Origin of the sequence: Sandaracinobacter neustonicus, assembly GCF_006385875.1 — a bacterium.
GTDB lineage: Bacteria > Pseudomonadota > Alphaproteobacteria > Sphingomonadales > Sphingomonadaceae > Sandaracinobacteroides > Sandaracinobacteroides neustonicus.
The window spans coordinates 451844-473083 of the sequence record NZ_VFSU01000011.1; the positions used below are offsets into that span (position 1 = coordinate 451844).

Annotated in this window: 28 protein-coding genes and 1 tRNA gene; 25 read left to right on the top strand and 4 right to left on the bottom strand. The window is 64.5% G+C overall.

Features of this window, described 5'->3' with window-relative positions; all coding sequences use genetic code 11:
* Positions 1–6: 6 nt before the first annotated feature.
* Positions 7–3129: an efflux RND transporter permease subunit gene (locus tag FJQ54_RS03830; protein WP_235890299.1), complete on the top strand. Its 3123-nt coding sequence runs from the start codon at positions 7–9 to the stop codon at positions 3127–3129.
* 524 nt (positions 3130–3653) lie between these two features.
* Here the strand turns inward: FJQ54_RS03830 and FJQ54_RS03835 are convergent.
* Both FJQ54_RS03835 and purC read right to left on the bottom strand, forming a co-directional pair.
* On the bottom strand, positions 3654–4592 hold the full coding sequence (locus FJQ54_RS03835; protein ID WP_140927004.1) for an alpha/beta hydrolase family protein: 939 nt from the start codon (positions 4590–4592) through the stop codon (positions 3654–3656).
* Complete coding sequence (purC, locus tag FJQ54_RS03840; protein ID WP_140927006.1) at positions 4589–5371, bottom strand: phosphoribosylaminoimidazolesuccinocarboxamide synthase; 783 nt, start codon at positions 5369–5371, stop codon at positions 4589–4591. The genes FJQ54_RS03835 and purC overlap by 4 nt, the downstream gene beginning before the upstream one ends.
* A 109-nt stretch (positions 5372–5480) precedes the next feature.
* Between purC and FJQ54_RS03845 the strand changes: the two genes are divergently transcribed.
* Positions 5481–6062 (top strand): hypothetical protein, encoded by a 582-nt coding sequence (locus FJQ54_RS03845; protein WP_140927008.1) that lies wholly within the window; start codon positions 5481–5483, stop codon positions 6060–6062.
* A 149-nt stretch (positions 6063–6211) separates the two neighbouring features.
* Here FJQ54_RS03845 and FJQ54_RS03850 read toward each other — a convergent pair.
* A tRNA-Pro gene (locus FJQ54_RS03850) sits at positions 6212–6288 on the bottom strand.
* A gap of 144 nt (positions 6289–6432) precedes the next feature.
* On the opposite strand from FJQ54_RS03850, the gene FJQ54_RS03855 reads away from it, so the two are divergent.
* The 13 genes from FJQ54_RS03855 to FJQ54_RS03915 all read left to right on the top strand — a co-directional run bounded on the left by FJQ54_RS03855 (position 6433) and on the right by FJQ54_RS03915 (position 15746).
* Complete coding sequence (locus FJQ54_RS03855) at positions 6433–7086, top strand: DUF4136 domain-containing protein (RefSeq protein ID WP_235890300.1); 654 nt, start codon at positions 6433–6435, stop codon at positions 7084–7086.
* Between the two features lie 57 nt (positions 7087–7143).
* On the top strand, positions 7144–7611 hold the full coding sequence (locus FJQ54_RS03860) for a universal stress protein (RefSeq protein WP_140927011.1): 468 nt from the start codon (positions 7144–7146) through the stop codon (positions 7609–7611).
* A gap of 72 nt (positions 7612–7683) precedes the next feature.
* Positions 7684–8238, top strand: a complete 555-nt coding sequence (locus FJQ54_RS03865; RefSeq protein ID WP_140927013.1) for a NifU family protein — start codon at positions 7684–7686, stop codon at positions 8236–8238.
* Positions 8238–8828, top strand: coding sequence for a malonic semialdehyde reductase (locus FJQ54_RS03870; protein WP_140927015.1), 591 nt, complete (start codon positions 8238–8240; stop codon positions 8826–8828). The genes FJQ54_RS03865 and FJQ54_RS03870 overlap by 1 nt, the downstream gene beginning before the upstream one ends.
* Positions 8813–9424: a tRNA (adenosine(37)-N6)-threonylcarbamoyltransferase complex dimerization subunit type 1 TsaB gene (gene tsaB / locus FJQ54_RS03875; RefSeq protein WP_140927017.1), complete on the top strand. Its 612-nt coding sequence runs from the start codon at positions 8813–8815 to the stop codon at positions 9422–9424. The genes FJQ54_RS03870 and tsaB overlap by 16 nt, the downstream gene beginning before the upstream one ends.
* On the top strand, positions 9399–9893 hold the full coding sequence (locus FJQ54_RS03880; protein WP_140927019.1) for a GNAT family N-acetyltransferase: 495 nt from the start codon (positions 9399–9401) through the stop codon (positions 9891–9893). Before tsaB ends, FJQ54_RS03880 begins: the two co-directional genes overlap by 26 nt.
* 204 nt (positions 9894–10097) lie before the next feature.
* Complete coding sequence (locus FJQ54_RS03885; protein WP_140927021.1) at positions 10098–10517, top strand: MucR family transcriptional regulator; 420 nt, start codon at positions 10098–10100, stop codon at positions 10515–10517.
* A 147-nt stretch (positions 10518–10664) separates the two neighbouring features.
* Positions 10665–11096 carry a Fur family transcriptional regulator gene (locus FJQ54_RS03890; protein WP_140927023.1) on the top strand — a complete coding sequence of 144 codons (432 nt, stop codon included), beginning with the start codon at positions 10665–10667 and terminating at the stop codon, positions 11094–11096.
* Between the two features lie 8 nt (positions 11097–11104).
* On the top strand, positions 11105–11944 hold the full coding sequence (locus FJQ54_RS03895; RefSeq protein ID WP_140927025.1) for a 1-acyl-sn-glycerol-3-phosphate acyltransferase: 840 nt from the start codon (positions 11105–11107) through the stop codon (positions 11942–11944).
* 20 nt (positions 11945–11964) lie between these two features.
* Positions 11965–13293: a tRNA (N6-isopentenyl adenosine(37)-C2)-methylthiotransferase MiaB gene (gene miaB / locus FJQ54_RS03900; RefSeq protein WP_268920554.1), complete on the top strand. Its 1329-nt coding sequence runs from the start codon at positions 11965–11967 to the stop codon at positions 13291–13293.
* A complete protein-coding gene (locus FJQ54_RS03905) occupies positions 13293–14312 on the top strand; it encodes a PhoH family protein (RefSeq protein ID WP_140927029.1) in 1020 nt (339 codons plus the stop codon). Before miaB ends, FJQ54_RS03905 begins: the two co-directional genes overlap by 1 nt.
* Positions 14305–14841 (top strand): rRNA maturation RNase YbeY, encoded by a 537-nt coding sequence (ybeY, locus tag FJQ54_RS03910; RefSeq protein ID WP_140927031.1) that lies wholly within the window; start codon positions 14305–14307, stop codon positions 14839–14841. Before FJQ54_RS03905 ends, ybeY begins: the two co-directional genes overlap by 8 nt.
* Positions 14838–15746 (top strand): hemolysin family protein, encoded by a 909-nt coding sequence (locus tag FJQ54_RS03915; protein WP_140927033.1) that lies wholly within the window; start codon positions 14838–14840, stop codon positions 15744–15746. The genes ybeY and FJQ54_RS03915 overlap by 4 nt, the downstream gene beginning before the upstream one ends.
* A 262-nt stretch (positions 15747–16008) precedes the next feature.
* Here FJQ54_RS03915 and pspF read toward each other — a convergent pair whose 3' ends face one another.
* Positions 16009–17049 (bottom strand): phage shock protein operon transcriptional activator, encoded by a 1041-nt coding sequence (gene pspF, locus FJQ54_RS03920; RefSeq protein ID WP_140927035.1) that lies wholly within the window; start codon positions 17047–17049, stop codon positions 16009–16011.
* A gap of 178 nt (positions 17050–17227) precedes the next feature.
* Between pspF and FJQ54_RS17405 the strand changes: the two genes are divergently transcribed.
* The 10 genes from FJQ54_RS17405 to FJQ54_RS03965 all read left to right on the top strand — a co-directional run bounded on the left by FJQ54_RS17405 (position 17228) and on the right by FJQ54_RS03965 (position 21238).
* Positions 17228–17401: a hypothetical protein gene (locus FJQ54_RS17405; protein WP_181159959.1), complete on the top strand. Its 174-nt coding sequence runs from the start codon at positions 17228–17230 to the stop codon at positions 17399–17401.
* Between the two features lie 154 nt (positions 17402–17555).
* A complete protein-coding gene (pspA, locus tag FJQ54_RS03925) occupies positions 17556–18224 on the top strand; it encodes a phage shock protein PspA (protein WP_140927037.1) in 669 nt (222 codons plus the stop codon).
* Positions 18225–18237: 13 nt separating this feature from the next.
* A complete protein-coding gene (gene pspB / locus FJQ54_RS03930; protein ID WP_140927039.1) occupies positions 18238–18525 on the top strand; it encodes an envelope stress response membrane protein PspB in 288 nt (95 codons plus the stop codon).
* A gap of 41 nt (positions 18526–18566) precedes the next feature.
* The gene (pspC, locus tag FJQ54_RS03935; protein WP_140927041.1) at positions 18567–18956 is read left to right on the top strand and encodes an envelope stress response membrane protein PspC; all 390 of its coding nucleotides are present in this window, start codon (positions 18567–18569) and stop codon (positions 18954–18956) included.
* A 27-nt stretch (positions 18957–18983) separates the two neighbouring features.
* Positions 18984–19268, top strand: coding sequence for a hypothetical protein (locus FJQ54_RS03940; RefSeq protein ID WP_140927043.1), 285 nt, complete (start codon positions 18984–18986; stop codon positions 19266–19268).
* Positions 19269–19277: 9 nt separating this feature from the next.
* Positions 19278–19577, top strand: coding sequence for a hypothetical protein (locus tag FJQ54_RS03945; RefSeq protein ID WP_140927045.1), 300 nt, complete (start codon positions 19278–19280; stop codon positions 19575–19577).
* Between the two features lie 32 nt (positions 19578–19609).
* Positions 19610–19921, top strand: a complete 312-nt coding sequence (locus FJQ54_RS03950) for a hypothetical protein (protein WP_140927047.1) — start codon at positions 19610–19612, stop codon at positions 19919–19921.
* A 68-nt stretch (positions 19922–19989) separates the two neighbouring features.
* Positions 19990–20400: a SufE family protein gene (locus FJQ54_RS03955; RefSeq protein WP_140927049.1), complete on the top strand. Its 411-nt coding sequence runs from the start codon at positions 19990–19992 to the stop codon at positions 20398–20400.
* Entirely contained in the window at positions 20397–20855 is a 459-nt protein-coding gene (locus FJQ54_RS03960) for a PaaI family thioesterase (protein WP_235890301.1), read from the top strand. The genes FJQ54_RS03955 and FJQ54_RS03960 overlap by 4 nt, the downstream gene beginning before the upstream one ends.
* Entirely contained in the window at positions 20852–21238 is a 387-nt protein-coding gene (locus FJQ54_RS03965) for a PaaI family thioesterase (protein WP_140927051.1), read from the top strand. Before FJQ54_RS03960 ends, FJQ54_RS03965 begins: the two co-directional genes overlap by 4 nt.
* The last annotated feature ends 2 nt before the right edge of the window (positions 21239–21240 follow it).

Consider the following 21240-nt stretch of genomic DNA (forward strand, 5'->3'; position numbering starts at 1 on the left):
CGCCCTGTGCTGAACGGGCTGATCGCATTCGCAGTCCACCGCTGGCAGGTGACGCTGGTGGTGTTCGGGCTGATCACGGCGCTGGGTGCGCAGGCGTTCCTGTCCATTCCGCGATCGGTGGACCCCACCTTCAAGGCGCCGTTCGTGCTGATTCTGGCGAACATGCCCGGCGCGGACCCCGCCGATATCGAGCAGACCGTGACCAAGCCCATCGAGGAAGTGGTTGCAGGGCTGGACGCCATCGACGAGCTGGAATCCCACTCCAGAGACGGGCAGGCGGTGATCGCCGCGCATTTCCTGTGGAGCGCCGACCCGGATCGGGTGTTCGACGAAACCGTGCGTGAAGTGAACGCCATTCGCGGCACGCTGCCAACCTCTGTGCAGCGGCTGGAATATCGCCGCATCCGCACCACCGAGGCGGTTGTCGCGCAATATGCCATCGTCTCCGACACGGCCTCGTGGCGGCGGATGGAGAAGGTTGGGAAGGATCTGAAAGAGGCGTTTCAGCGCCAGCCCGGCGTGCGGCTGGCCGTGGTGTGGGGCGTGCCGAAGCCGGAAATGCGGGTCTCGGTAGACCTTGGCCGGCTGGCGGAACTGGGCATTCCTGTGACACAGGTGACGGACGCGCTGCGCGTGGGCGGGACGGATACGCCGCCCGGCGCGGTTCGATCGGGCGAACAGCGGCTGAACCTGAAGGCGGGCGGGGCTTTCCGCAGCGTGGACGAAGTGAAGGCGGTGCCGCTGCGCGCCGTGAGCGGCCGCGTGGTGCGGGTGGGCGATGTGGCCGAGGTGGCATGGGCCACCGCAGAGCGGACCCATAGCACCAGCTTCAACGGCAAGCGGGCGATCTGGGTGACGGCGACCCAGAAAGACAATGTGAACGTGCTGGAGGTGGAGCGCGCGCTGACGGCGACGGCCGACGCCTATGCCAAAACCTTGCCGCCCGACATGAAGCTGAAGCTGGCCTTCGATCAATCGCAGGATGTGAAGCGCAAACTCGCATTGCTTGCGCGGGATTTCGGGCTGGCGCTGGCGCTGGTGCTGCTGACGTTGCTGCCGCTGGGGCCGCGCGCGTCTTTGGTGGTGATGGTGTCCGTGCCGCTCAGCCTTGCCATCGGCGTGTTCGTGATGAACGTGCTGGGCTATACGCTGAACCAGCTGGTGATCACCGGCTTCATCGTGGCGCTGGGCATTCTGGTGGATGACAGCATCGTGGTGGTGGAAAATATCTCCCGCCATTTGCGCATGGGCTATTCCCGCACGGCGGCCGCGCTGGCGGGCACGCAGCAAATCGCCGTGGCGGTGGTGGGCTGCACGGCGGTGATCGTGTTCGCCTTCCTGCCGCTGACGGCGCTGCCGGGCGGGGCAGGTAAGTTCATTCGCGGGCTGCCGATCGCTGTGATGGCGACGGTGATCGCTTCTTTGTTCATCTCCCTCACGATCATTCCCTTCCTCGCCTCGCGCCTGTTGCCGCGCGATACGGACCCGCACGGCAACCGCTTCCTGCAGATCGTGGATGGCGGAATTCAGCGCTTCTATGCGCCCATCCTGCACTGGGGGCTGGAGCATCCGCGCACCACCTTCCTCGCCGCGACCGCGCTGTGCGTGGCGGCGCTGGGGCTGGTGCCCGTGCTGGGCAGCAGTCTGTTCCCGCCCGCCGATTCGCCATATTTTCAGGTGGAGATCGAAACCTCCGAAGGATCGGACACCGTCGCTACCGCGCGCGCCGTCGCCTTTGTGGACCGCACGCTGGCCGCCGAGCCGCTGGTGGAAAATCGCATGGCCAATGTGGGGCGCGGCAACCCGCAGATCTTCTACAACAAGGGCGAAACCAGCCAGCAATCCAACATCGGCGTGGTGGCCGCCACGCTGAAAAGCTGGGACCCGGTGGAGACCCCGGCGCTCGTCACACGGCTGCGTGAGCGCTTCGCCAGCTATCCGGAGGCGCGTATCCAGCTGAACCCCTATCAGAACGGCTCGCCGATCGACGCGCCGATCCAGTGGTTCCTCACAGGCCCCGATCTGGACGTGCTGCGCGAGTTGTCCATCAAGGCCGAAGCCATCGTCCGCGCGGTGCCCGGCACGCAGGATGTGCGCAACCCGTTGGCTTATGAACGGCTGGACCTGAACCTTGGCCTCGATGCGGACAAGGCTGCGCTGTTCGGCGTGGCCCCGGCCGCCGCACGGCGGGTCACTCGGCTGGCGTTGGCGGGCGAAACAGCCGGGCGTTTCCGCGATGCAGAGGGCGACAGTTACGATGTGGTCGTGCGGCTGCCGCAGCCGGATTTCACGGGGGTTTCGCCCGGCGAACGCATCGGCGCGTTGCAGGACGTTTCCGCACTGGAACGGGTGTTCGTGCCCACCGCCGGTGGAGACGCGGTGCCGCTGCCCGCCATCGCCACCCCCCGGCTGGAAGGCGGCCCCGCCTCCATCGACAGGCACGGCCAACAGCGCAGCGTGGGGCTGACGGCCCATGTGCAGGATGGCTACCTCACTTCGCGCGTGAACGAGGAAGTGGGCGCGAAGCTGAAGGCGATGGATCTGCCGCCCGGCTATGGCTTTGTGCAGGGCGGGGAAGCCGCCGAGCAGGAAGAAAGCTTCGGCGGGCTGGGCGGGGTGATCCTGTTCGCGATGTTCTCCATCTTCGCCGTGCTGGTGCTGGAATTTGGCCGCTTCCGCGAAACCATCGTCGTGGCGGGCGTGGTGCCGCTGGGCATGTTCGGCGGCCTGATCGCCCTGCTGCTGACGGGCAACTCCATCAGCTTCACCGCCGTGATCGGCTTCGTCGCGCTGATCGGCATCGAGATCAAAAACTCCATCCTGCTGGTCGATTTCACCACGCAACTGCGCCAGCAAGGCGTGGAACTGCGCGAAGCCATCGAACGCGCAGGCGAAGTGCGCTTCCTGCCCGTGCTGCTGACCAGCGTGACGGCGGTGCTGGCGCTGCTGCCGCTCGCCCTGTCAGGATCAGGCCTGTATTCGCCGCTGGCATGGGTGATCATCGGCGGGCTGATTTCCTCGACCCTGCTCAGCCGGATCGTGACGCCGGTGATGTACCTGCTGCTGGTGCGCCACGCCCCGCCGCCTCCGAGGATGGAGACCGCACCGCCGCCTTTGCCTGAGGCTTAGCGCGCGGGGGGGGCGGAGGGGTTGGAGGCCTCCGGCAGGCAGGGCTTTGCCCTGCACCCAGCAGGGAAATGATTTCCCTGCACCCTCTAAGTTGGCGTTGTGGACCAACGGTGGTGTCGTGCGGGTGATCAGATTCGATTGCCTGCGGCGCTGCGGAGGCTCTCTCTTCCCGTTGGTGATAAAGGTGGAGAGAGGGGAGCAACGGTGGGAGTGATCCACAAACCTTTCCGCAACCACAGCCGACACCCCGGACTTGATCCGGGGTCCAGTTTCCACCTCCAGCGTTGCCGAAGAACAGCTGGACCCCGGATCAAGTCCGGGGTGACGTGGGGAGAGGTGGAGGGTAAGGCCCAACACAAAGCGCCGCAGGCATTCAACTTGCAACCTAGCGCCAAGCGGATAGCCCCCACCCCAACCCCTCCCCTGTAGGGGAGGGGCTAAGTAAAAAAGTTCGGGGGTGCAGGGGCGTCACGCCCCTGCCAGGGGAGTTTGAGGGGGCAGAGCCCCCTCAAACCTTGTTCGCTTTACTTCGCGAACGCCTCCACCGCGCTGACGGCTTGCGCGAAGGGGCGGGTGCCGGGGGCGATGACTTCGAAATGGCCTGCGACCGGGGCGAGCCAGATGTCTGCCTTGTCTCCGGCTTTGCGGGCTTCGATGGCGAAATCGAGGCCGATGGCGGGGAAGGCTGCTGCATCATAGACACCGTGCAGCATCACGACGGGGACGCCGAGCGGCAGCAGTTTATCCGGGCTGGTATCTGCGAAGCGGAGGTCGTCTGCGCGCTCGCTACCGTCTGCTGCGGTTTTGGGAGCGAGTTTTTCGACCGTATCGGGGCCGCACAGCGTGTTGATTTCGGCCGACCAGTTGGCGAGCGAGCCGATGCCGCCGACGGAGACGACTCCGCGCGGTTTCAGCGGCTTCTCACTGTGCAGCGGGCTGCCCGCGGGGATTTTGCCACGGCCTGCAGCCCAGAGCGCGAGGTGGGCGCCTGCGGAGTGGCCGTAGAACACCAGGCGGTTCAGATCGAGCTTGCGGGCTTCGGCATGTTCGCGAATGAGGTCAATGGCCTGCGCAACATCCTGATAGGTGCCGGGATAGCCGCCGCCTTCCTCATCGATGCGGCGATAGCCGATGGACCAGACGGCATAGCCTTTGTCGATAAAGGCACCTGCGGCCGGGCGCAGCAGTTCCGGCCCTGCGATGTCTTTCCGCCAGCAACCACCATGCACCATGATGACGACTGGGTGCAGCGCATCGGGGCTTTCCGCATTGGGCTTTGGCATGAAAAGCTCAACAAGCTGGCTGGGAGCCTCGCCATAGCGGATGGTTTCAGTGGGGGCTGCTGCCGGCAGCGAGGCGACGGCACGCGGACCCATCAGGCGCGGCAGCTCTGTCAGCGCGGCGGACTGGGCGGTGAGGGGGGCGGCGAACAGCGCCGCGCCCGCCAGAATGATCCGCTTCATTCGCCCTTGCGCGCCTTACGGGCCTCATCGAGATCCAGCACGGCGCCGTCTGCGCCTTCGGGCAGCAGGCCGAGGCGGCGGGCCACTTCCTGATAGGCTTCAACTTCGCCGCCGAGATCGCGACGGAAGCGATCCTTATCCAGCTTTTCGGATGTCTTCATGTCCCACAGACGGCAGCCGTCCGGGCTGATTTCATCTGCGAGGATCACGCGGCTGTAATCATCTTCCCACAGGCGGCCGAATTCCAGCTTGAAATCGACGAGACGGATGCCGATTCCGGCGAACAGGCCGGTGAGGAAATCATTGGTGCGGATCGCCATATCCACGATGTCGGCCAGTTCGTCCTGCCCGGCCCAGCCGAAGCAGGCGATATGTTCTTCGGTGATCATCGGATCGCCGAGCGCATCGTCCTTGTAATAATATTCCAATATGGTGCGGGGAAGCTGGGTGCCTTCCTCGATCCCGAGGCGCTTCGACAGCGAGCCTGCAGCGACGTTGCGGACGACCACTTCGATCGGGATAATCTCAACCTGACGAACCAGTTGCTCACGCATGTTGAGGCGGCGGATGAAGTGCGTAGGGATGCCGATATTGCCGAGCAGGGTGAACAAATGCTCGGAAATGCGGTTGTTCAGCACGCCCTTGCCGGAAATGGTGCCCTTCTTCTGGGCGTTGAAGGCGGTGGCGTCATCCTTGAAATATTGGATGAGCGTTCCGGGTTCCGGCCCCTCGTAGAGGATTTTGGCCTTGCCTTCGTAAATCTGGCGGCGGCGGGACATTGTTTGCGTTCCTCGGGATAATTGAAAGCGGGGCATAGCCGGTTCGCGGGCGCGCGGCAACGCACAGCAGATGGTGGCCTGCGGCACGAACTGCCGTTAGCATGGGCGGATGCTGAGCCTTTTCCTGATCGCGGCGGCTGCCGCTTCGCCTTTGCCCGCTGACCCGCTGGCGGCCATTCGCCCCCCGTGCGGCGCGGCCTATGCCGGGCGGCTGGCTTCAACCGATGCGGCCGACGCCGACATGGCGGGCAAACCGCTGATCATGCATGTGCGCGTGTGCGACGGGGCGGAAGTGCAGATTCCCTTCCATGTGGGGGAGGACCGATCCCGCACGTGGTTCCTGAGCGCCGTGGACGGGGGCTATCGCCTGAAGCACCGGCACCGTCATGCCGATGGCTCGCTGGACGAGCGGACCTTGTATGGCGGAGACAGCGTGGGGGCGGCGACGCCCTTGCCCGGCGGCGGCTGGCGGGTGGAATTCCCGGTGGACGCGCATTCGAAGCAGATGTTCGCGGCGCAGGGCATTCCGCAATCGATGACCAATGTCTGGTCTGTGGAATATGTGCCGGGGCGGCAGTGGGTTTACCAGCTGGCGCGGCCGGGCCGGTTGTTCCGCGTGGAGTTCGACCTGACGGCGCAGGTGACGCCGCCGCCCGCGCCCTGGGGCGATGAGGGGGCAGTGAACCGGTAGGCTGATTGCCCGGATTGGCTGAGGTGCGGCGCTTCCGCGAATCCTTTGCGCCGCGGAAGCCGGATATGCGGCCATCGCCCGCGGCATGGACGACTTGCGGGTCGGGCAATCCGTTTTGCTGCGCAAGGGTTTATTTTATGGGAAAAATTTGGTCGGGGAGACAGGATTCGAACCTGCGGCCCTCTGCTCCCAAAGCAGATGCGCTACCAGACTGCGCCACTCCCCGGGCTTGCGCCGGTGCGGCGGCCCTTAGCGGCTGATGCGGCGTGCGGCAAGCCGAGCAGCGCAACGCGGTTTGCGCTTGCGCCCGCGACAGCTTGGGTTCAGCTAGGTCTGATAAGGTCCGAAGCCCCTGAATGGATTAACGATCATGATCGCTCGCCTCACCAATCGCCCGGCCAGATTCACGGCCAACATGCTGCTTGCGGCGGGCCTTGCCCTGCTGGCGGCCTGCGCCCAGCCGTTCGAAGCGCGGGTGCAGAGCTTCCAGTCCATGCCGCCGGCGCAGGGGCAGACCTTCACGATCCAGCCCGCATCGCCGGATCGGCAGGGCAGCCTTGAATTCGCCGCTTACTCGGGCCTGATCGCCACCGAACTGCAGAAGCACGGCTTCCAGCAGGCGGCTTCGCCCGAACAGGCCTACCTTACCGTGCTGGTCGATTTCGGTTCCGGCCCGGGCCGCGAGCGCATCGCCACGCGCCCGGCCACGCCCTCCACATGGGGCTGGTATGGCCGTGGTGGCTGGTATGGCCGCCCCGGTGGCTGGTGGGGGCCGTGGGGCGATCCCTTCTGGGATCCGTGGAACCAGCCAGACGTTTACAGCTTCACCGTCTATCCGGCGTTCCTTGATGTGACGATCAAGCGCACCGCCGATAAAACGCCCGTGTTCGAAGGCCGGGCGCAGACGACGACGCGCGTGAACGATCTGCCCTCTACCATGCCCAACCTCGTGTCGGCGATGTTTCAGGACTTCCCCGGTGCCTCCAGCCGAAGCGCAGTGGTGAAGGTGCCGCAAAACCGCTGACAGCCGGGCTGTGCATCTGCTAATGTGCAAGCCGAAAATCGGGGGCGCATCAGGCAGATGAACGAAACGGCCGAGACTTTTCTGGTGGTTGTCGATGAGACGCCGGAATCCGGGAAGGCGCTGCGCTATGCCGCGCTCCGGGCGCAGCATACCGGCGCGCGCGTCTGCCTGCTGCATGTGCTTTCCCCCAGCCAGTTTCAGCAATGGGGCGGTGTGCAGCAGGATATGGAGGCTGAAGCCGAACAGGGCGCACAGGCCCTGCTGGGCGGCAAGGCGGCAGAGGTTGAGGCGCTGACAGGCCTTCGCCCCATGGTGCGGCTGATGCGCGGCCGCGCGACAGACGCAGTGCTGGAAGTGGTGACGACAGATCGCTCGATCCGCGCATTGGTGCTGGCGGCGGCGGCTTCCGGCAAGCCGGGTCCGCTGGTGCATTTCTTCGCGGGCGAACGGGCGGGAACGCTGCCCTGCATGGTGATGATCGTGCCCGGTGGAGTCAGCGATGCCGACATTGATCGGCTGACATAAGAAAACAAGACTGTTTCAGTCTTGATTGGAGACGACTTGCGCGCCATCTGCGGAGCAGCCAAGGAGCGCCTCATGCTGATCGAAACCGAGCAGACCCCAAACCCGGCCACGCTGAAATTCCTTCCCGGCCGCGAAGTGTCACCGGGGGAGGGCGTGGACTTCGCCTCTCCCGAAGACGCAGAGCGCTCGCCGCTCGCCCGCGCTCTGTTCGCGCTGGGCGATGTGGAGAGGGTGTATTTCGGCCCCGATTTCATCAGCGTCACCAAGGCCCCGGGCAGTGCCGACTGGCCGCTTCTGAAGCTGGACGTGCTGGGCGCGCTGGTCGATCATTTCGCCAGCGGCGCACCACTGCTGCTGGGTGAGGAGGCCGAGGCCGAAACCTTCGACGATCCGGCCGATGCCGAAATCGTGACGCAAATCCGCGACTTGCTGGATACGCGCATCCGCCCGGCCGTCGCCAATGACGGCGGCGACATCGTCTATCGCGGGTTCCAGAAGGGAATCGTGTTCCTGCACATGCGCGGATCGTGCGCGGGCTGCCCCTCGTCCACCGCGACGCTGAAGGGCGGGATTGAAAATCTGCTGCGTTATTATGTTCCCGAAGTCACAGAGGTCAGGGCTGTCTGATGCATTCACCACTTCCCGATTCCGCGCTTGAGCAATTGTTCACCGAAGCCCGCACCCAATATGATTGGGAGCCCGATCCGCTGCCGGAAACGCTGATCCGCCAGCTGTATGAACTGCTGAAGTTCGGCCCCACGGCGGCCAACAGCAACCCGGCGCGCTTCATCTTCTGCACCAGCACGGAAGCCCGCGCGAAACTGGCTTCGGTGTCGTCCGGCAATAATGAAGGCAAGATCCGGCTCGCGCCGCTCACCGTCATCATCGGCATGGACATGGAGTTCCACGAAAAGCTGCCCGAACTGTTCCCGCACGCCGATGCGCGCAGTTGGTTCGCCGGGAATGAGCCCGCGATCCGCGAATCCTCGTTCCGCAACTCCTCGCTGCAGGGGGCCTATCTGATCATGGCCGCCCGTTCGCTGGGGCTGGATGCCGGGCCGATGTCCGGCTTCGACAAGGCTGGCGTGGACGCCGCCTTCTGGGCTGGCACGAAGGTTGAAACCAATTTCATCTGCTCCATCGGCAAGGGCACCGGCCAGAAGCTGTTCCCGCGCCTGCCGCGCCTCAGCTTCGAGGACGCATGCCGGATCGCCTGACCGGCCGCACACTGGTGATCGCGACGGGGCATGACCTGTCCCTCGCGCTGCTTCAGGACGGGCGGCTGCTGGCGCACAGGGATCAGGCCATGGTGAAGGGCCATGCCGAAGCGCTGGTGCCCGCCATCGCCGAGCTGCTGGCCCCGTTCGGCGGCCCGGCCTGCCGCCCGGAGCATGTGGTGGTGGAAACCGGGCCGGGCAGCTTCACCGGCTTGCGGGTGGGGCTTGCAGCGGCCCGCGCATTGGCGCTGGCGTGGGGGGCGTCGCTGTTCGGCGTGCGTTCCACGCAGCTGGCGGCGGCCACCGCGCCGAACGACGGGCGGCTACTGGTGGTGCTGGAAGCGCCGCGCGGGCAGATTTGGGCCGAAGGCTTCGAAGGGGCAGGGCGGCGCACCATCCTGCCGCCGGTCGCCATCTCCCCGGACGAGGCAGCCGGGCTGGCGAATGGCTATGACCATGTCGCGGGCAGCGCGCCCGCGCTGATGCGCGACGGCGTTGCCGCGCAGCCTCCACGCGCCGCCGCGCTGGCGCAGCTTGAACCCGGCGCGCTCGGCGCGGCAGAGCTTCTGTATGTCCGTGCAGCCGAACCTGCCTGAGCCAGACCAGTTGCGCTGGAGCGAGGGCGGCATCGTCGCAAGCCCGGCGGTGGCGGCGCTGGCTGCGAGTTCATTCGATCCGCAATATCGCGAAGCATGGACAGAGTTGCAGATCGCCAATCTTCTGGCGGGCGGCAATGCCTGGCTCGATCTCTGCCATGCCGGGCAGGAACTGGTGGCGTTCGCGCTGAACCGGCAGGTGCTGGATGAAGTGGAACTGCTGCTGTGCGCAGTCTCGCCCGCGTGGCGCGGCCGCCGCATCGGCCTGCGGATGATGGAGCAGGTCGCGGATTCGGCCCGCAAGCGCGGCGGCAAGCGGCTGTTTCTGGAAGTGCGGCAGGGAAATGAAGCGGCGATGGCGCTGTATCTGTCTGCCGGACTGCGGCAGGAAGGCCGTCGGCCGGCCTATTACCGAACCGTCGTTGGCGACAGTATTGATGCGATCACCTTTGCATCCTTCCTTCAGTAATTCGGCGCACTCTGCACTGAAGTTCGTCGCAACAGCACTTGAAACATTTGTTGCAAGCTGCGATTGGGGCCGCCGTCCGCTTAATCAAGGATAAGGTCGCGGCGGCAGTGCAGATGTTTGACTGGCAGGCTGTGCCTGCCGGACGCACTTCGCGGCCGATAAAATGTAGCGTGAATTTTGAACACCGGTTTCAAGGACAATATCATGACTGACGTGATCGAGCACAACGACCTGTTGGCGCTGACGGCGGATATCGTTTCCAGCCATGTCGCCAACAACAGCGTGGCAGTGAATGACCTGCCGCAACTGATCCAGAATGTCTTCGCGACATTGTCCGGGCTGGGCACACCTGCTCCTGCGCCGGAAGTGAAGCTGGAACCGGCCGTGCCGATCCGCTCGTCCATCAAGCCCGATTATATCATCTGCCTGGAAGACGGTAAGAAGCTGAAGATGCTGAAGCGTCACCTGATGACGGCTTATGGCATGACGCCGGACGACTATCGCGCCAAGTGGGGCCTGCCCGCCGATTATCCGATGGTCGCCCCCAATTATGCCGAAGCCCGCCGCCAGCTCGCCAAGTCCATCGGGCTGGGCACCAGCAAGAGCCGCACCCGCAAGAAGTGATGCGTGAAGGCGGCGGCCGGGCCGCCGCCTTCCATTTAACCGCGTGTCGGAGCGGTGCGCGCCTTGCCGCCCATAGCTTGCCCTTGCGACATCATGTCACTATTCCTGTGCAGGGGAGCAGGATCGCCCCCATAGCTGGAAGACTTGATGCCCGGGACGATCGACATCGAAGCCTTGTGTCAGGCCAAGGGTCTGCGGATTACCGAGCAGCGCCGCGTGATCGCGCGGGTGTTGTCCGAAGCGCGGGACCATCCCGATGTGGAGGAACTGCACCGTCGCGCCGCCGCCGTGGACAAGGGCATTTCCATCGCCACCGTCTACCGCACCGTGCGCCTGTTCGAAGAAGCGGGCATATTGGAGCGGCATGATTTCCGCGACGGACGCTCCCGCTATGAACCCACGCCGGACGAGCATCATGATCATCTGATCAACATCGAAACCGGCGACGTCATCGAATTCCATGATGAAGCGATCGAAAAGCTGCAGGCGGAAATCGCCGAGCGGCTGGGCTTCCGGCTCGTCGATCACCGGATGGAGCTTTACGGCGTTCCACTGAAGGGCGGGAAGGACAGGGGCTGACCCCCGGCATGCCGGACCCGACGCGCGCAGACTGGCCGGGTGCCCGCAAGCAGGGCCGTCTGGCGTCGCCGCCGTTCCAGAAGCTGGGCCATGTGAAAACCATGGCAGGCGCGCTTGCGGCAACGGGCACGCTGATCGGCCCGGCGCATGTGCACCGGCTGATCGACCGGCGCGGCGCGAAGCAGATTCCCATGCTGTGGCACAAGGTGGTCAGCCGCTCGCTGGGCGTGCGCAGCACCTTGCAGGGCGATCCGCTGGATGGCGGCGTGCTCTATGTGGCCAACCATATCTCGTGGCTGGATATCCCGGTGCTGGGCGCGCATCTGAAAGGTTCGTTCGTCGCGAAGTCCGAAGTGGGCGGCATGGGCCTAGTTGGCCATCTCGCGAACCTTCAGGACACCATCTATGTGGAGCGGGAGCGGCGTCAGCAGGCGGGCGAGCAGGCCGGCAGCATTGTTGCGCGGCTGAAGGCGCACAGCAATGTGATCCTGTTCCCGGAAGGCACCAGCGGAGACGGCGTGCATGTGCTGCCCTTCAAGACCAGCCTGTTCGCCGTGGCAGAGGGCGAGGCGATGCGCGAGGTGCCGATCCAGCCCGTCACCATTGCCTACACACGGTTGAACGGCTTGCCGCTCACCCGACAGCGGTTGCTGGACATTGCATGGATCGGCGACATGGAGTTCGCGCCGCACGCGCTGGACGTGATGAAGCTGGGCCGGATCGAGGCGCATATCCTGTGCCACGCCCCGGTGCAGCCGCGCGATTTTCCCAACAGGAAGGCCCTCGCGCGATACTGCCACGACGTGATATCCCAAGGCTATCGCAAGTTGATGCGGGGGCAGGATTAGCCCCGGATGAGGATTGATAATTGACTCGAAGTTTCGCCATTAAGTCTTTCGGATGCCAGATGAATGTGTACGACGCCGAGCGTATGAGCGAGGCGTTGCAGGCCCATGGCATGGCCGAATCCGGCGAATCCGACGGCGAGACGGCCGATGTGCTGATCCTGAACACCTGCCACATCCGCGAAAAGGCGGCGGAGAAACTCTATCATGAGGTGGGTCGCATTTCCGCCCGCGCCCGCGAGGATGGCCGCAAGCCGGTGATCGCCGTGACGGGTTGCGTGGCGCAGGCGGAGGGCGCGGAAATCATCCGCCGCGCGAAAGCCGTGGATCTGGTGGTGGGTCCGCAGGCCTATCACCGCCTGCCGGAGCTGCTGGCGCGGCAATCGGCGGGCGAAACCGGGCTGGTCGATCTGGACATGCCGATATCCCCCAAGTTCGATGTGCTGCCCGCCCGTCGCAAGCGTGGCCCCTCTGCCTTCCTCACGGTGCAGGAAGGCTGCGACAAATTCTGCGCCTTCTGCGTGGTGCCCTATACGCGCGGCGGCGAAGCCTCCCGCCCGCTCGACGCGATCCTTGCAGAAGCGCGGCAGCTGGTGGAGGGCGGCGTGCGCGAAATCACCCTGCTGGGGCAGAATGTGAACGCGTGGGCCGATGGCAACAAGGGCTTCGGGCAGATGGTGGAAGCCATCGCCGCGCTGCCCGGCGTGGATCGCATCCGCTATACCACCAGCCACCCGCGCGACGTGACGGAGGCGATGATCCGCGCCCACGCGGACATCCCGCAACTGATGCCCTATCTGCACCTGCCGGTGCAGTCCGGCTCAGACAGGGTGCTGGCGGCGATGAACCGCAAGCATGACCGCGACTTCTACTTCGGCCTGATCGACCGTTTCCGCGCTGCGCGGCCCGATCTCGCCATCACTTCGGATTTCATCGTCGGCTTCCCCGGCGAGACGGAGGCAGATTTCGCCGACACGCTCAGCCTCGTGGAACGCGTGGGCTATGCGCAGGCGTTCAGCTTCAAATATTCCCCGCGCCTCGGCACCCCGGCGGCCGAGCGCACGGACCAGATCGACGAGGATGTGAAAAGCGAGCGGCTGCACCGGCTGCAGACGCTGCTGCAGGAACAGTCTCTGGCCTTTAACCGCCAGAGCGTCGGCAGCAGCTGTGACATCCTGATCGAGCGGCGCGGGCGCCACGCCGGGCAGTGGATCGGCAAGTCGCCATGGCTGCAATCCGTGGTGGTGACCGATCCGTCGCTCAGCGTCGGCGATCTTGTGCGCGTGGAGCTGGTTTCGGCCGGCCCGAACAGTCTGGAGGGACATTTGCTGACCATGAAGACGGCTGCCTGATGGCGAAGCGTCACGCCGAACCGGCCAACATCCCCGAAACCCCCGGCCGCGCGCGGCTGGAATTGGAGTTCGACCGCCCCGCGCTGCTCGGCAGCCTGTTCGGGCAGTTCGACCAGAATCTGATCACCATCGAGAACCGGCTGGGCGTCTATATCGCTGCCCGCGGCAACCGGGTGGCGGTTGAAGGCGAGCCGGTGGGCATCGCCCGCGCCCGCGACGTGCTGACAGACCTTTATGCCCGGCTGGAACGCGGCCTGCCGGTGGATGGTGCCGACGTGGAAGCGGCCATCGTGATGGCGGCCGATGCCCCGGCAGAGGGTGTGGAAGGCGCAGGCCCCGGCGGCCCGCCCGCGATGATCCGCACCCGTCGCAAGACGATCATGGCCCGCAACGCGGCGCAGGCGGCCTATGTGCAAGCGCTGTCGAAGCATGACATGATTTTCGCGCTGGGGCCGGCCGGCACCGGCAAGACCTATCTGGCGGTGGCGCAGGCCGTCAGCCAGCTGGTTGCAGGCTCGGTGGACCGGCTGATCCTCTCCCGCCCGGCGGTGGAAGCGGGCGAGCGGCTGGGCTTCCTGCCCGGCGACATGAAAGAGAAGGTCGATCCCTATCTCCGCCCGCTTTATGATGCGCTCTATGATATGCTGCCCTCAGAACAGGTGGAGCGGCGCATCGCCAGCGGCGAGATCGAGATTGCGCCCATCGCCTTCATGCGCGGCCGCACGCTGGCCCACGCCTTCGTCATTCTGGACGAAGCGCAGAACACCACGCCGATGCAGATGAAAATGTTCCTCACCCGCTTCGGTGAAGGCAGCCGCATGGTCATCTGCGGAGACCCCAATCAGGTCGATTTGCCGGATGCAGGCAAAAGCGGGCTGGCGGATGCCGTGCAGCGGCTGGAAGGGGTGAAGGGGCTGGCTGTGCAGCGCTTCTCCTCGAAGGATGTCGTGCGTCACCCCATCGTCGGACAGATCGTGGACCGTTACGAAGGGCCGCAACAGGCAGGCCCCGATGCTTGACGTCGACTGTGACATAGTCGGCGGGGATTGGGACGAAGACGCCGATTGGGAAACGCTGGCCGAAACGGCGGTTCGCGCTGCGCTGGATGGCGCGGGGCAGGGCAGGCTGGTGCAACTGTCGGATGCGCTGGTCGAAGTCTCTGTGCGGCTGACGGATGACGCGGAAATGCAGCGGCTGAACCGCGATTATCGCGGCAAGGACAAGCCCACCAACGTGCTGAGCTTCCCCATGCACGCGCCAGACGATCTGGAACGCTGGCTGGCCGCCGGAGAGACGGACCTGCTGCTGGGCGATCTGGCGCTGGGCGCGGAAACCGTCACGCGCGAAGCGGATGAAAAGGGCATCTCCGTCGATGCCCATATGCTGCACCTGATGGTGCATGGCACCCTTCACCTCCTCGGCCATGATCATCTGGATGATGAAACGGCAGAGGCCATGGAAGCCCTTGAGACCCGCATTCTCGCGGGGCTTGGAATCGCGAACCCCTATGCCGAAACCGGCTGGGCCGCAGTGGATGAGAGACAATGAGCGACCCTTCCCCTAGAAGCGCGGGCGGCCTGTGGAGCGCCGTCCGCGACCTGCTGCACCTGAAGCAATCGGCTTCGCTGAGGGAATCGATCGAGGAAGCGATCGACGAGCATCTGGAAGAAAGCGCAGACCCGGACGATCTCGATCTGGACGAGCGCACCATGCTCAGGAACATGCTGCACCTGACGGAGCAGCACGCGGGCGACATTGCCGTTCCCCGGTCCGACATCACCGCCATTTCCAAAGACAGCGACTTCAAGGCCGTGGTGCGCCAGTTCCTTGAAGCCGGGCACAGCCGCCTGCCGGTGTATGACGGCAAGCTCGATTCCGTGCTGGGCATGCTGCATGTGAAGGATGTTTTCGCGGTGATCGCGGAGCGCTTCGGCCGCCGCCCCGGCGGGCCGCTGCCCACGCTGGAGGATTTGCTGCGCCCGGTGCTGTTCGTGCCGCCCTCTATGCCGGTGGTCGATCTGCTGACGGAAATGCGCCGCAAGCGCACGCATATGGCGATCGTCGTCGATGAATATGGCGGCACGGACGGGCTCGTCACCATCGAGGATATCGTCGAGGAAATCGTCGGCGAGATCGAGGATGAGCATGACGAGGAAGAAGCCGCGCTGCTGACGAAACTGCCGGACGGCACCATCGAAGCCGACGCAAGGCTCGATCTGGACGATCTGGAAAAGGCCGTGGGCGAAAGCTTCATCGACCATGATCTGGGCGACGAAGTGGACACGCTGGGCGGCCTGTCGTTCCTGATGGCGGGCCGGGTGCCGGAGGTTGGCGAGAAGCTGACCCACGCCAATGGCTGGACTCTGGAGATCGCCTCCAGCGACGGACGCCGGGTGGAAAAGCTGCTGCTGCACCCGCCCGCCCCGGTGGGCGAGGAGGCGGCGGAGGCATAAGGGATTTAGCAACTGCATCCTGTGTAAACAGGCATCGCTTGCCCTGTTCCCGTCCCGCTTTCTCCGCCCCGCTTCCCCTGTCCCGCTCAGGCTGAGCTTGTCGAAGCCCCAAACGCGAAAGCTCAATGGCCGAGCCGGTGCGCGCATGCTCCATGGGCTTCGACAAGCTCTGCCTGAGCGGGGGGAGGGGCAGCGGCGGGGAGGGGACCGCGAAAAACGCAGCAAAGCCAACGGCTATGCAAAGACCATGATTGCCGAAGACTCAGCCCTGCGGTTCGCCTGCTAGCAACTTGTGCCGCTTCATGGCGTGGCGCAGCTGGTCATAGCTTAGCCCCAGCATCTGCGCCGCCTTGCGCTGATTGTGGCGGGAAGCCGCAAGCGACTGTTCCAGCAGCCGCTTTTCATAAGCAGCAACCGCGCCGCGGAAATCCGCCGGGATCGGCTCCGGTGCCTCCGAAGCGCGCGGTTCCGCCGGTGGCGAGGCATCAGGCGCGGGCAGGGGGGCAGCAAACGCCCCCTTCGGCCGCCACGGGCTGTCGAACGGGTCCAGATCGAGCGCGCCAATGGGTCGGTCGGCCTCGCCCCAGCGATAGCAGGCGCGCTCCACCGCATTCTTCAGTTCGCGCACGTTTCCGGGCCAGTCATGCGCCTCCAGTTCCTCCAGGATGCGCGGCGTGAAGCCGGGAAAGCCGCGCCAGCCCAGTTCGGATGCCATGCGGCGGCCAAAGAAATCCGCCAGCTGCCGCACATCCTCGCGCCGGGCTCGCAACGGCGGTAGGGTGATCACTTCGAAGGACAGGCGATCCAGCAAGTCGGCGCGGAACTTGCCCGTTTCCGTCAGCTTGGGCAGATCTTCGTTGGTAGCCGCCACCACCCGCACATCCACCTGAATCGGCCGGGTGCTGCCCAGCCGCGTCATCTCGCCATATTCCACCACGCGCAGCAGCCGCTCCTGCCCGGCGGCCGTCAGCATCCCCACTTCGTCCAGAAACAAAGTCCCGCCATCCGCTTCCTCGAAGCGCCCGGCCCGCGCCTTCACCGCCCCGGTGAACGCACCGGCTTCATAACCGAACAGTTCGGCATCCAGCAGCGTTTCCGGCAGCGCCGCGCAGTTCAGGCTGATCAGCGGCTCTTCCCAACGCGGCGACAGGCGGTGCAGCCGTTCCGCGATCATTTCCTTGCCGGTGCCGCGCTCCCCCACCACCAGCACCGGGCGGCTCAGCTGCGCGGCGGCGCTGGCGCGCTCCACCGCATCCAGAAAGGGGCCGGACTGGCCGATCAACTGGGTGGGTTTTTCAGGCATGCCGAAGGATTAGCCGAATTGGCGGGATTTTCCAACAGTTCGCGAAATGCACGAAATATTGGGACGCGAGCAATTCTGATGAGCAAGTCAACTCATTGTTTCCAAATGGTATTTTCCAACCAAAAAACTTGGCACGGAAGCTGCACTGCACATGGCATCTAAGTTCAGGAGTTTGGCCATGAGCGCCCGTTTCACCCATCTCATCCGCCTGCCGCTGTTCGGCATCATCGCCATCATGGTCGGTGGGCTGAACGTGCTGGTGGCTGCCGGCCCTGCCATTGCCGCCCCGGCTGCATCTTCGGTTTCCGCAATCCCGTCTGCTCTCAGTCCCGAGGCCGCACATGCGGCATGAGCAGGCGGAACCTGGCCCGGACGGGGGGGCTTTATCCCCTCTCTCGTCGCCCCGTCCGGGCCAGTTTCTTGTGGTCGCCGAACCCGAGAAACCGGCTATACTCCACCCCGAACTCATCCCCGATCGGAATGGGGATATCTTCCAGGAGCTGACAATGGGTATCTTCTCCCGCGCGCGCGACATCATCCAGGCCAATGTGAGCGACCTGCTCGACAAGGCCGAAGATCCCGCCAAGACCATCCGTCTCGTCATCATGGAAATGGAAGAGACTCTGGTGGAAGTGCGGGCGCAGGCCGCGCGCACCATTGCAGACCAGAAGGAAATGCGCCGCACGGTGATGAAGCTGGATCAGGCGCAGGCGAACTGGGCCGAAAAGGCCGAGCTGGCGCTGTCCAAGGATCGCGAAGATCTGGCCACCGCCGCGCTGATGGAAAAGCAGAAGGTGGGCCAGACGGCCAACATGCTGAAGGGCGAAGTGGAGGTGCTGGATGAGACCCTGCGCGCCTTCGAGGATGACATCGCCAAGCTGGAAGCCAAGCTGCGCGAAGCGCGCAGCCGCCAGAACGCGCTGATGACCCGGTTGGAAGGGGCGCAAAGCCGCGCCCGCGCCCGCGCCATGACACGCGGCAGCCGGGTAGACGAAGCCTTCAGCCGCTTCGAAGTGCTGGAACGCCGGGTGGACATGGCCGAAGGCCGCGCCGAGGTCTATGATCTTGCCCCCGTGCCCAAGAGCCTTGAAGAGGAAATTCTGGAGCTGCGCACCAATGATGCCGTCGCCGCCGAGCTCGCCGAGCTGAAGGCGCGCATGCAGCAAAAGCATTGAGGAGGGCAGGGCGATGGATGATTTCGCGCCGATCGTTGCCGTCATCAGCATCTTCATAGGGATGCCATGGCTGTTCCTGCACTACACCACCAAGTGGAAGCAGGCGAAAACCATCACAGAGGAAGACGAGAATCTGCTGGACGAACTGCATGATCTCGCCCGCCGTCTGGATGATCGGATGGCGACCATCGAACGCATTGTCGCAGTCGACCGCGAAGACCTCGCGCGGATCAACGACCTGAGGGCGGGCACAACGAATGTGGAACTGCACCCGCAATTCCGTCGTGACCGCTCGATCTGAACAAAAGCAAGCAACAAGCTGCAACAGAAGGGATTAGGGAAATGTCTCGCCGCACTGGTTTCTACCTGGACAAGCAAAATCGCAAGTTCATGGGCGTCTGCGCAGGCATCGCCGACTACACCGGCTTCGACGTAACATGGGTGCGGGTGGCGACGGTCGCGATAACCCTGTTCGGTTTCCCGTTTCCGCTGATCGCCTATCTGGCCATCGGCTGGATCGCCGATCCGAAGCCCGGCAATTTCTACCTTGAAGAGGTGGACCCGGAAGACAAGCAGTTCTGGCAAAAGACCCGCGCCGCCCCCGGCCGTTCCATCCGGGAAGTGCGCTCCAGCTTCCGCGACATCGATCGCCGCCTGCGCGACATCGAGTTGGCTTACACCAACCCGAACAGCCGCCTCGCCCGCGAAATCGACGATCTGAAGCACCAGTAACAACCGCCGGATAAAGAGGGACTGGATATGTTCAACACACCGTTCATCGTGCCCGTGATCGCACTGATGATCCCGATCATCGCCATCGTCATGAAGAACTGGCGCCATGTTCAGGACCGCAAGATGGACCTGATGGAGAAAAGCTCCACGGAACTGACCAACGTGGCGCAGGCCCGGATCGAAAAGCTGGAAGCCCGCATCGCCGTGCTGGAGCGGATCGTGACGGACAAGCGCACGGCTTTGGCAGACGAGATCGACTCGCTGGGCATCAGCCGTATCGGTTCCGCCACGCCGCCCCGGATCGATCAGTAAGGATCTGAAATGATGGAATTTCTGACGTCTCCTGCCTTCGCGCTGATCGGTATTGCCGGGGTTGTCGGCTGGGTGGTCACCACCTGGCTGCGCGTGAAGCATGGCTATCCGCTGGAAGGCGGCTGGGGGCAGGAGATTAAGCCGGTGCACAGCAACGAAACCACCGAACGGCTGCGCCTGCTCACATCGGAAAACGCCCAGCTTCAGGCTGAACTCGGCGCGATCAAGGATCGGCTGCACACGCTGGAACGCATCGCCACCGATGAAGGCCGCCGCCTGAGCCGCGAAATCGACGATCTGCGCCACTGAGTTTTACCGGCGGGGCCGGGGGAGTTTGCAACATGGATTTCTTGGAAGCCGTTGTCCTGATCGTCGCCATCGTGATGATCGGCAAGGTGATGAGCGGTGGGCGCTGGAACAAGGAAACACGGCGCTGGGAAAAATATTCGCCGGAAAACCCCTATGTGCGGATGGGGCAGGTGAATGACGAAGCGCCGCTGCTGCGCAAGGAAATCACGGCCTTGAAGGAACGCGTTGCCACGCTGGAAAAGCTGGCGACAGACCCGGGCCGCCAATTGTCTGACGAGATCGAGAAGCTGCGCGCAATCCCCACGCGCCGCCCCACGGGCGAGAATGACCGCCCACTGATCTGACGCTTTCCGTTTCGCTTTCCCGGGTTGGGAGGCTTGAAGGGCATGGTGGCCGGCTCTATCCGGTTGCCATGCCTCTTCTGTTTTCCGATCTGGCCGATGAATGGGATGCCGCGCTGGACAGCGATGATCGCTATCGCGCGCTGATCGAATTCGGCCGCCGCCTGCCGCCGATGGACCCCGCGTTGAAAACATCCGCCACCAAGGTGCCCGGCTGCTCGGCCGATGTGTGGGTCTATCCCCTTGAAGACAATGGCTTGCTGCGATTTCAGGCAGACAGCAACGCCGACATCACCCGCGGCGTCGTCGCAGCCATCGTCAGCCTTGTCGATGGGCAGACGCCCGCCGCCATCCTCTCCACCCCCATCGAGGCACAGCTGGAGGCGCTGGGCCTGAAGCGCCATCTGTCTGCCAACCGCACGCAGGGGGTGCCCAACATGATCGCCCGCGTGCGCGAAGCCGCACAAAGGCTGGCCGCATGAGCGCAGACCTCACGCCCGAACAGCGGATGACGCGCTATGTGGATCGCGCCATGGCCGCCGTGCCGCATCTGCAGGCGTTGGGAATTCGTTTCCGCGCGATGGGCGCGGATTGGGCGGAACTGGAAATGCCCTATGCGCCGCAGCTGGTGGCCTATCCCGAAACCGGGGTGATCGCGTCCGGGGCGGTGTTCTCGCTGATGGATTCGGCGGCGGGTTTTTCGGTTCTGGTGAAGCTGGGTCGTTTCGAACATCATGCCACGCTGGACCTGCGCTGCGATTATCTGCGCCCGGCGGAACCGGGTAAAACGGTGATCGGCCGGGTGGAATGCTACAAAATCTCGCGCAGCGTCGCCTTCGTGCGCGGCATCGCCCATGACGGAGAGCCGGATCACCCCATCGCCCACATAACCGGAACCTTCATGCTGATGACGAAACCGGCAGGAACTTCGGCATGACCTTGCCCGATCAACTTCCGCCCTATGCAGCGATGCTGGGGCTGCGCCAGCAGGGAGGGGCGTTGGTAATGCCCTATGATGTCTCGCTGATCGGCTCGCCGGGGCGGTTGCACGGCGGTTCCGTGGCAGGGCTGATGGAAATCGCCGGCAATCTGGCGGTGCGGGCGGCGCTGGCGGGAGTATCCGCGCAGGTGAAGCCGATCAACGTCACGGTGGATTATCTTCGCGAAGGCGCGCTGGAAGATACATTCGCGGAAGCCTTCCTGATGCGGATCGGGCGGCGGGTGGCCAATGTGCGGGTGGAAGCCTGGCAAAGCGATCGCAACAGGCCGATCGCGGCCGCGCGGATGAACCTGCTGATCGTCCGACAGACGGCGGCGTGACT

Excerpts from the sequence above, each read along its gene's own strand:
- FJQ54_RS03955 (WP_140927049.1), top strand. The coding sequence starts at position 19,990 with ATGCCTCTTCTGTTTTCCGATCTGGCCGATGAATGGGATGCCGCGCTG.
- FJQ54_RS03870 (WP_140927015.1), top strand. The coding sequence starts at position 8,238 with ATGCATTCACCACTTCCCGATTCCGCGCTTGAGCAATTGTTCACCGAA.
- pspC (WP_140927041.1), top strand. The coding sequence starts at position 18,567 with ATGTCTCGCCGCACTGGTTTCTACCTGGACAAGCAAAATCGCAAGTTC.
- pspB (WP_140927039.1), top strand. The coding sequence starts at position 18,238 with ATGGATGATTTCGCGCCGATCGTTGCCGTCATCAGCATCTTCATAGGG.
- pspF (WP_140927035.1), bottom strand. The coding sequence starts at position 17,049 with ATGCCTGAAAAACCCACCCAGTTGATCGGCCAGTCCGGCCCCTTTCTG.
- FJQ54_RS03865 (WP_140927013.1), top strand. The coding sequence starts at position 7,684 with ATGCTGATCGAAACCGAGCAGACCCCAAACCCGGCCACGCTGAAATTC.
- purC (WP_140927006.1), bottom strand. The coding sequence starts at position 5,371 with ATGTCCCGCCGCCGCCAGATTTACGAAGGCAAGGCCAAAATCCTCTAC.
- FJQ54_RS03965 (WP_140927051.1), top strand. The coding sequence starts at position 20,852 with ATGACCTTGCCCGATCAACTTCCGCCCTATGCAGCGATGCTGGGGCTG.
- FJQ54_RS03855 (WP_235890300.1), top strand. The coding sequence starts at position 6,433 with ATGATCGCTCGCCTCACCAATCGCCCGGCCAGATTCACGGCCAACATG.
- FJQ54_RS03880 (WP_140927019.1), top strand. The coding sequence starts at position 9,399 with ATGTCCGTGCAGCCGAACCTGCCTGAGCCAGACCAGTTGCGCTGGAGC.
- tsaB (WP_140927017.1), top strand. The coding sequence starts at position 8,813 with ATGCCGGATCGCCTGACCGGCCGCACACTGGTGATCGCGACGGGGCAT.
- FJQ54_RS03860 (WP_140927011.1), top strand. The coding sequence starts at position 7,144 with ATGAACGAAACGGCCGAGACTTTTCTGGTGGTTGTCGATGAGACGCCG.
- FJQ54_RS03950 (WP_140927047.1), top strand. The coding sequence starts at position 19,610 with ATGGATTTCTTGGAAGCCGTTGTCCTGATCGTCGCCATCGTGATGATC.
- FJQ54_RS03940 (WP_140927043.1), top strand. The coding sequence starts at position 18,984 with ATGTTCAACACACCGTTCATCGTGCCCGTGATCGCACTGATGATCCCG.
- FJQ54_RS03915 (WP_140927033.1), top strand. The coding sequence starts at position 14,838 with ATGAGCGACCCTTCCCCTAGAAGCGCGGGCGGCCTGTGGAGCGCCGTC.
- FJQ54_RS03960 (WP_235890301.1), top strand. The coding sequence starts at position 20,397 with ATGAGCGCAGACCTCACGCCCGAACAGCGGATGACGCGCTATGTGGAT.
- FJQ54_RS03835 (WP_140927004.1), bottom strand. The coding sequence starts at position 4,592 with ATGAAGCGGATCATTCTGGCGGGCGCGGCGCTGTTCGCCGCCCCCCTC.
- FJQ54_RS03890 (WP_140927023.1), top strand. The coding sequence starts at position 10,665 with ATGCCCGGGACGATCGACATCGAAGCCTTGTGTCAGGCCAAGGGTCTG.
- FJQ54_RS03885 (WP_140927021.1), top strand. The coding sequence starts at position 10,098 with ATGACTGACGTGATCGAGCACAACGACCTGTTGGCGCTGACGGCGGAT.
- FJQ54_RS17405 (WP_181159959.1), top strand. The coding sequence starts at position 17,228 with ATGAGCGCCCGTTTCACCCATCTCATCCGCCTGCCGCTGTTCGGCATC.
- FJQ54_RS03905 (WP_140927029.1), top strand. The coding sequence starts at position 13,293 with ATGGCGAAGCGTCACGCCGAACCGGCCAACATCCCCGAAACCCCCGGC.
- FJQ54_RS03895 (WP_140927025.1), top strand. The coding sequence starts at position 11,105 with ATGCCGGACCCGACGCGCGCAGACTGGCCGGGTGCCCGCAAGCAGGGC.
- pspA (WP_140927037.1), top strand. The coding sequence starts at position 17,556 with ATGGGTATCTTCTCCCGCGCGCGCGACATCATCCAGGCCAATGTGAGC.
- FJQ54_RS03845 (WP_140927008.1), top strand. The coding sequence starts at position 5,481 with ATGCTGAGCCTTTTCCTGATCGCGGCGGCTGCCGCTTCGCCTTTGCCC.
- FJQ54_RS03945 (WP_140927045.1), top strand. The coding sequence starts at position 19,278 with ATGATGGAATTTCTGACGTCTCCTGCCTTCGCGCTGATCGGTATTGCC.
- ybeY (WP_140927031.1), top strand. The coding sequence starts at position 14,305 with ATGCTTGACGTCGACTGTGACATAGTCGGCGGGGATTGGGACGAAGAC.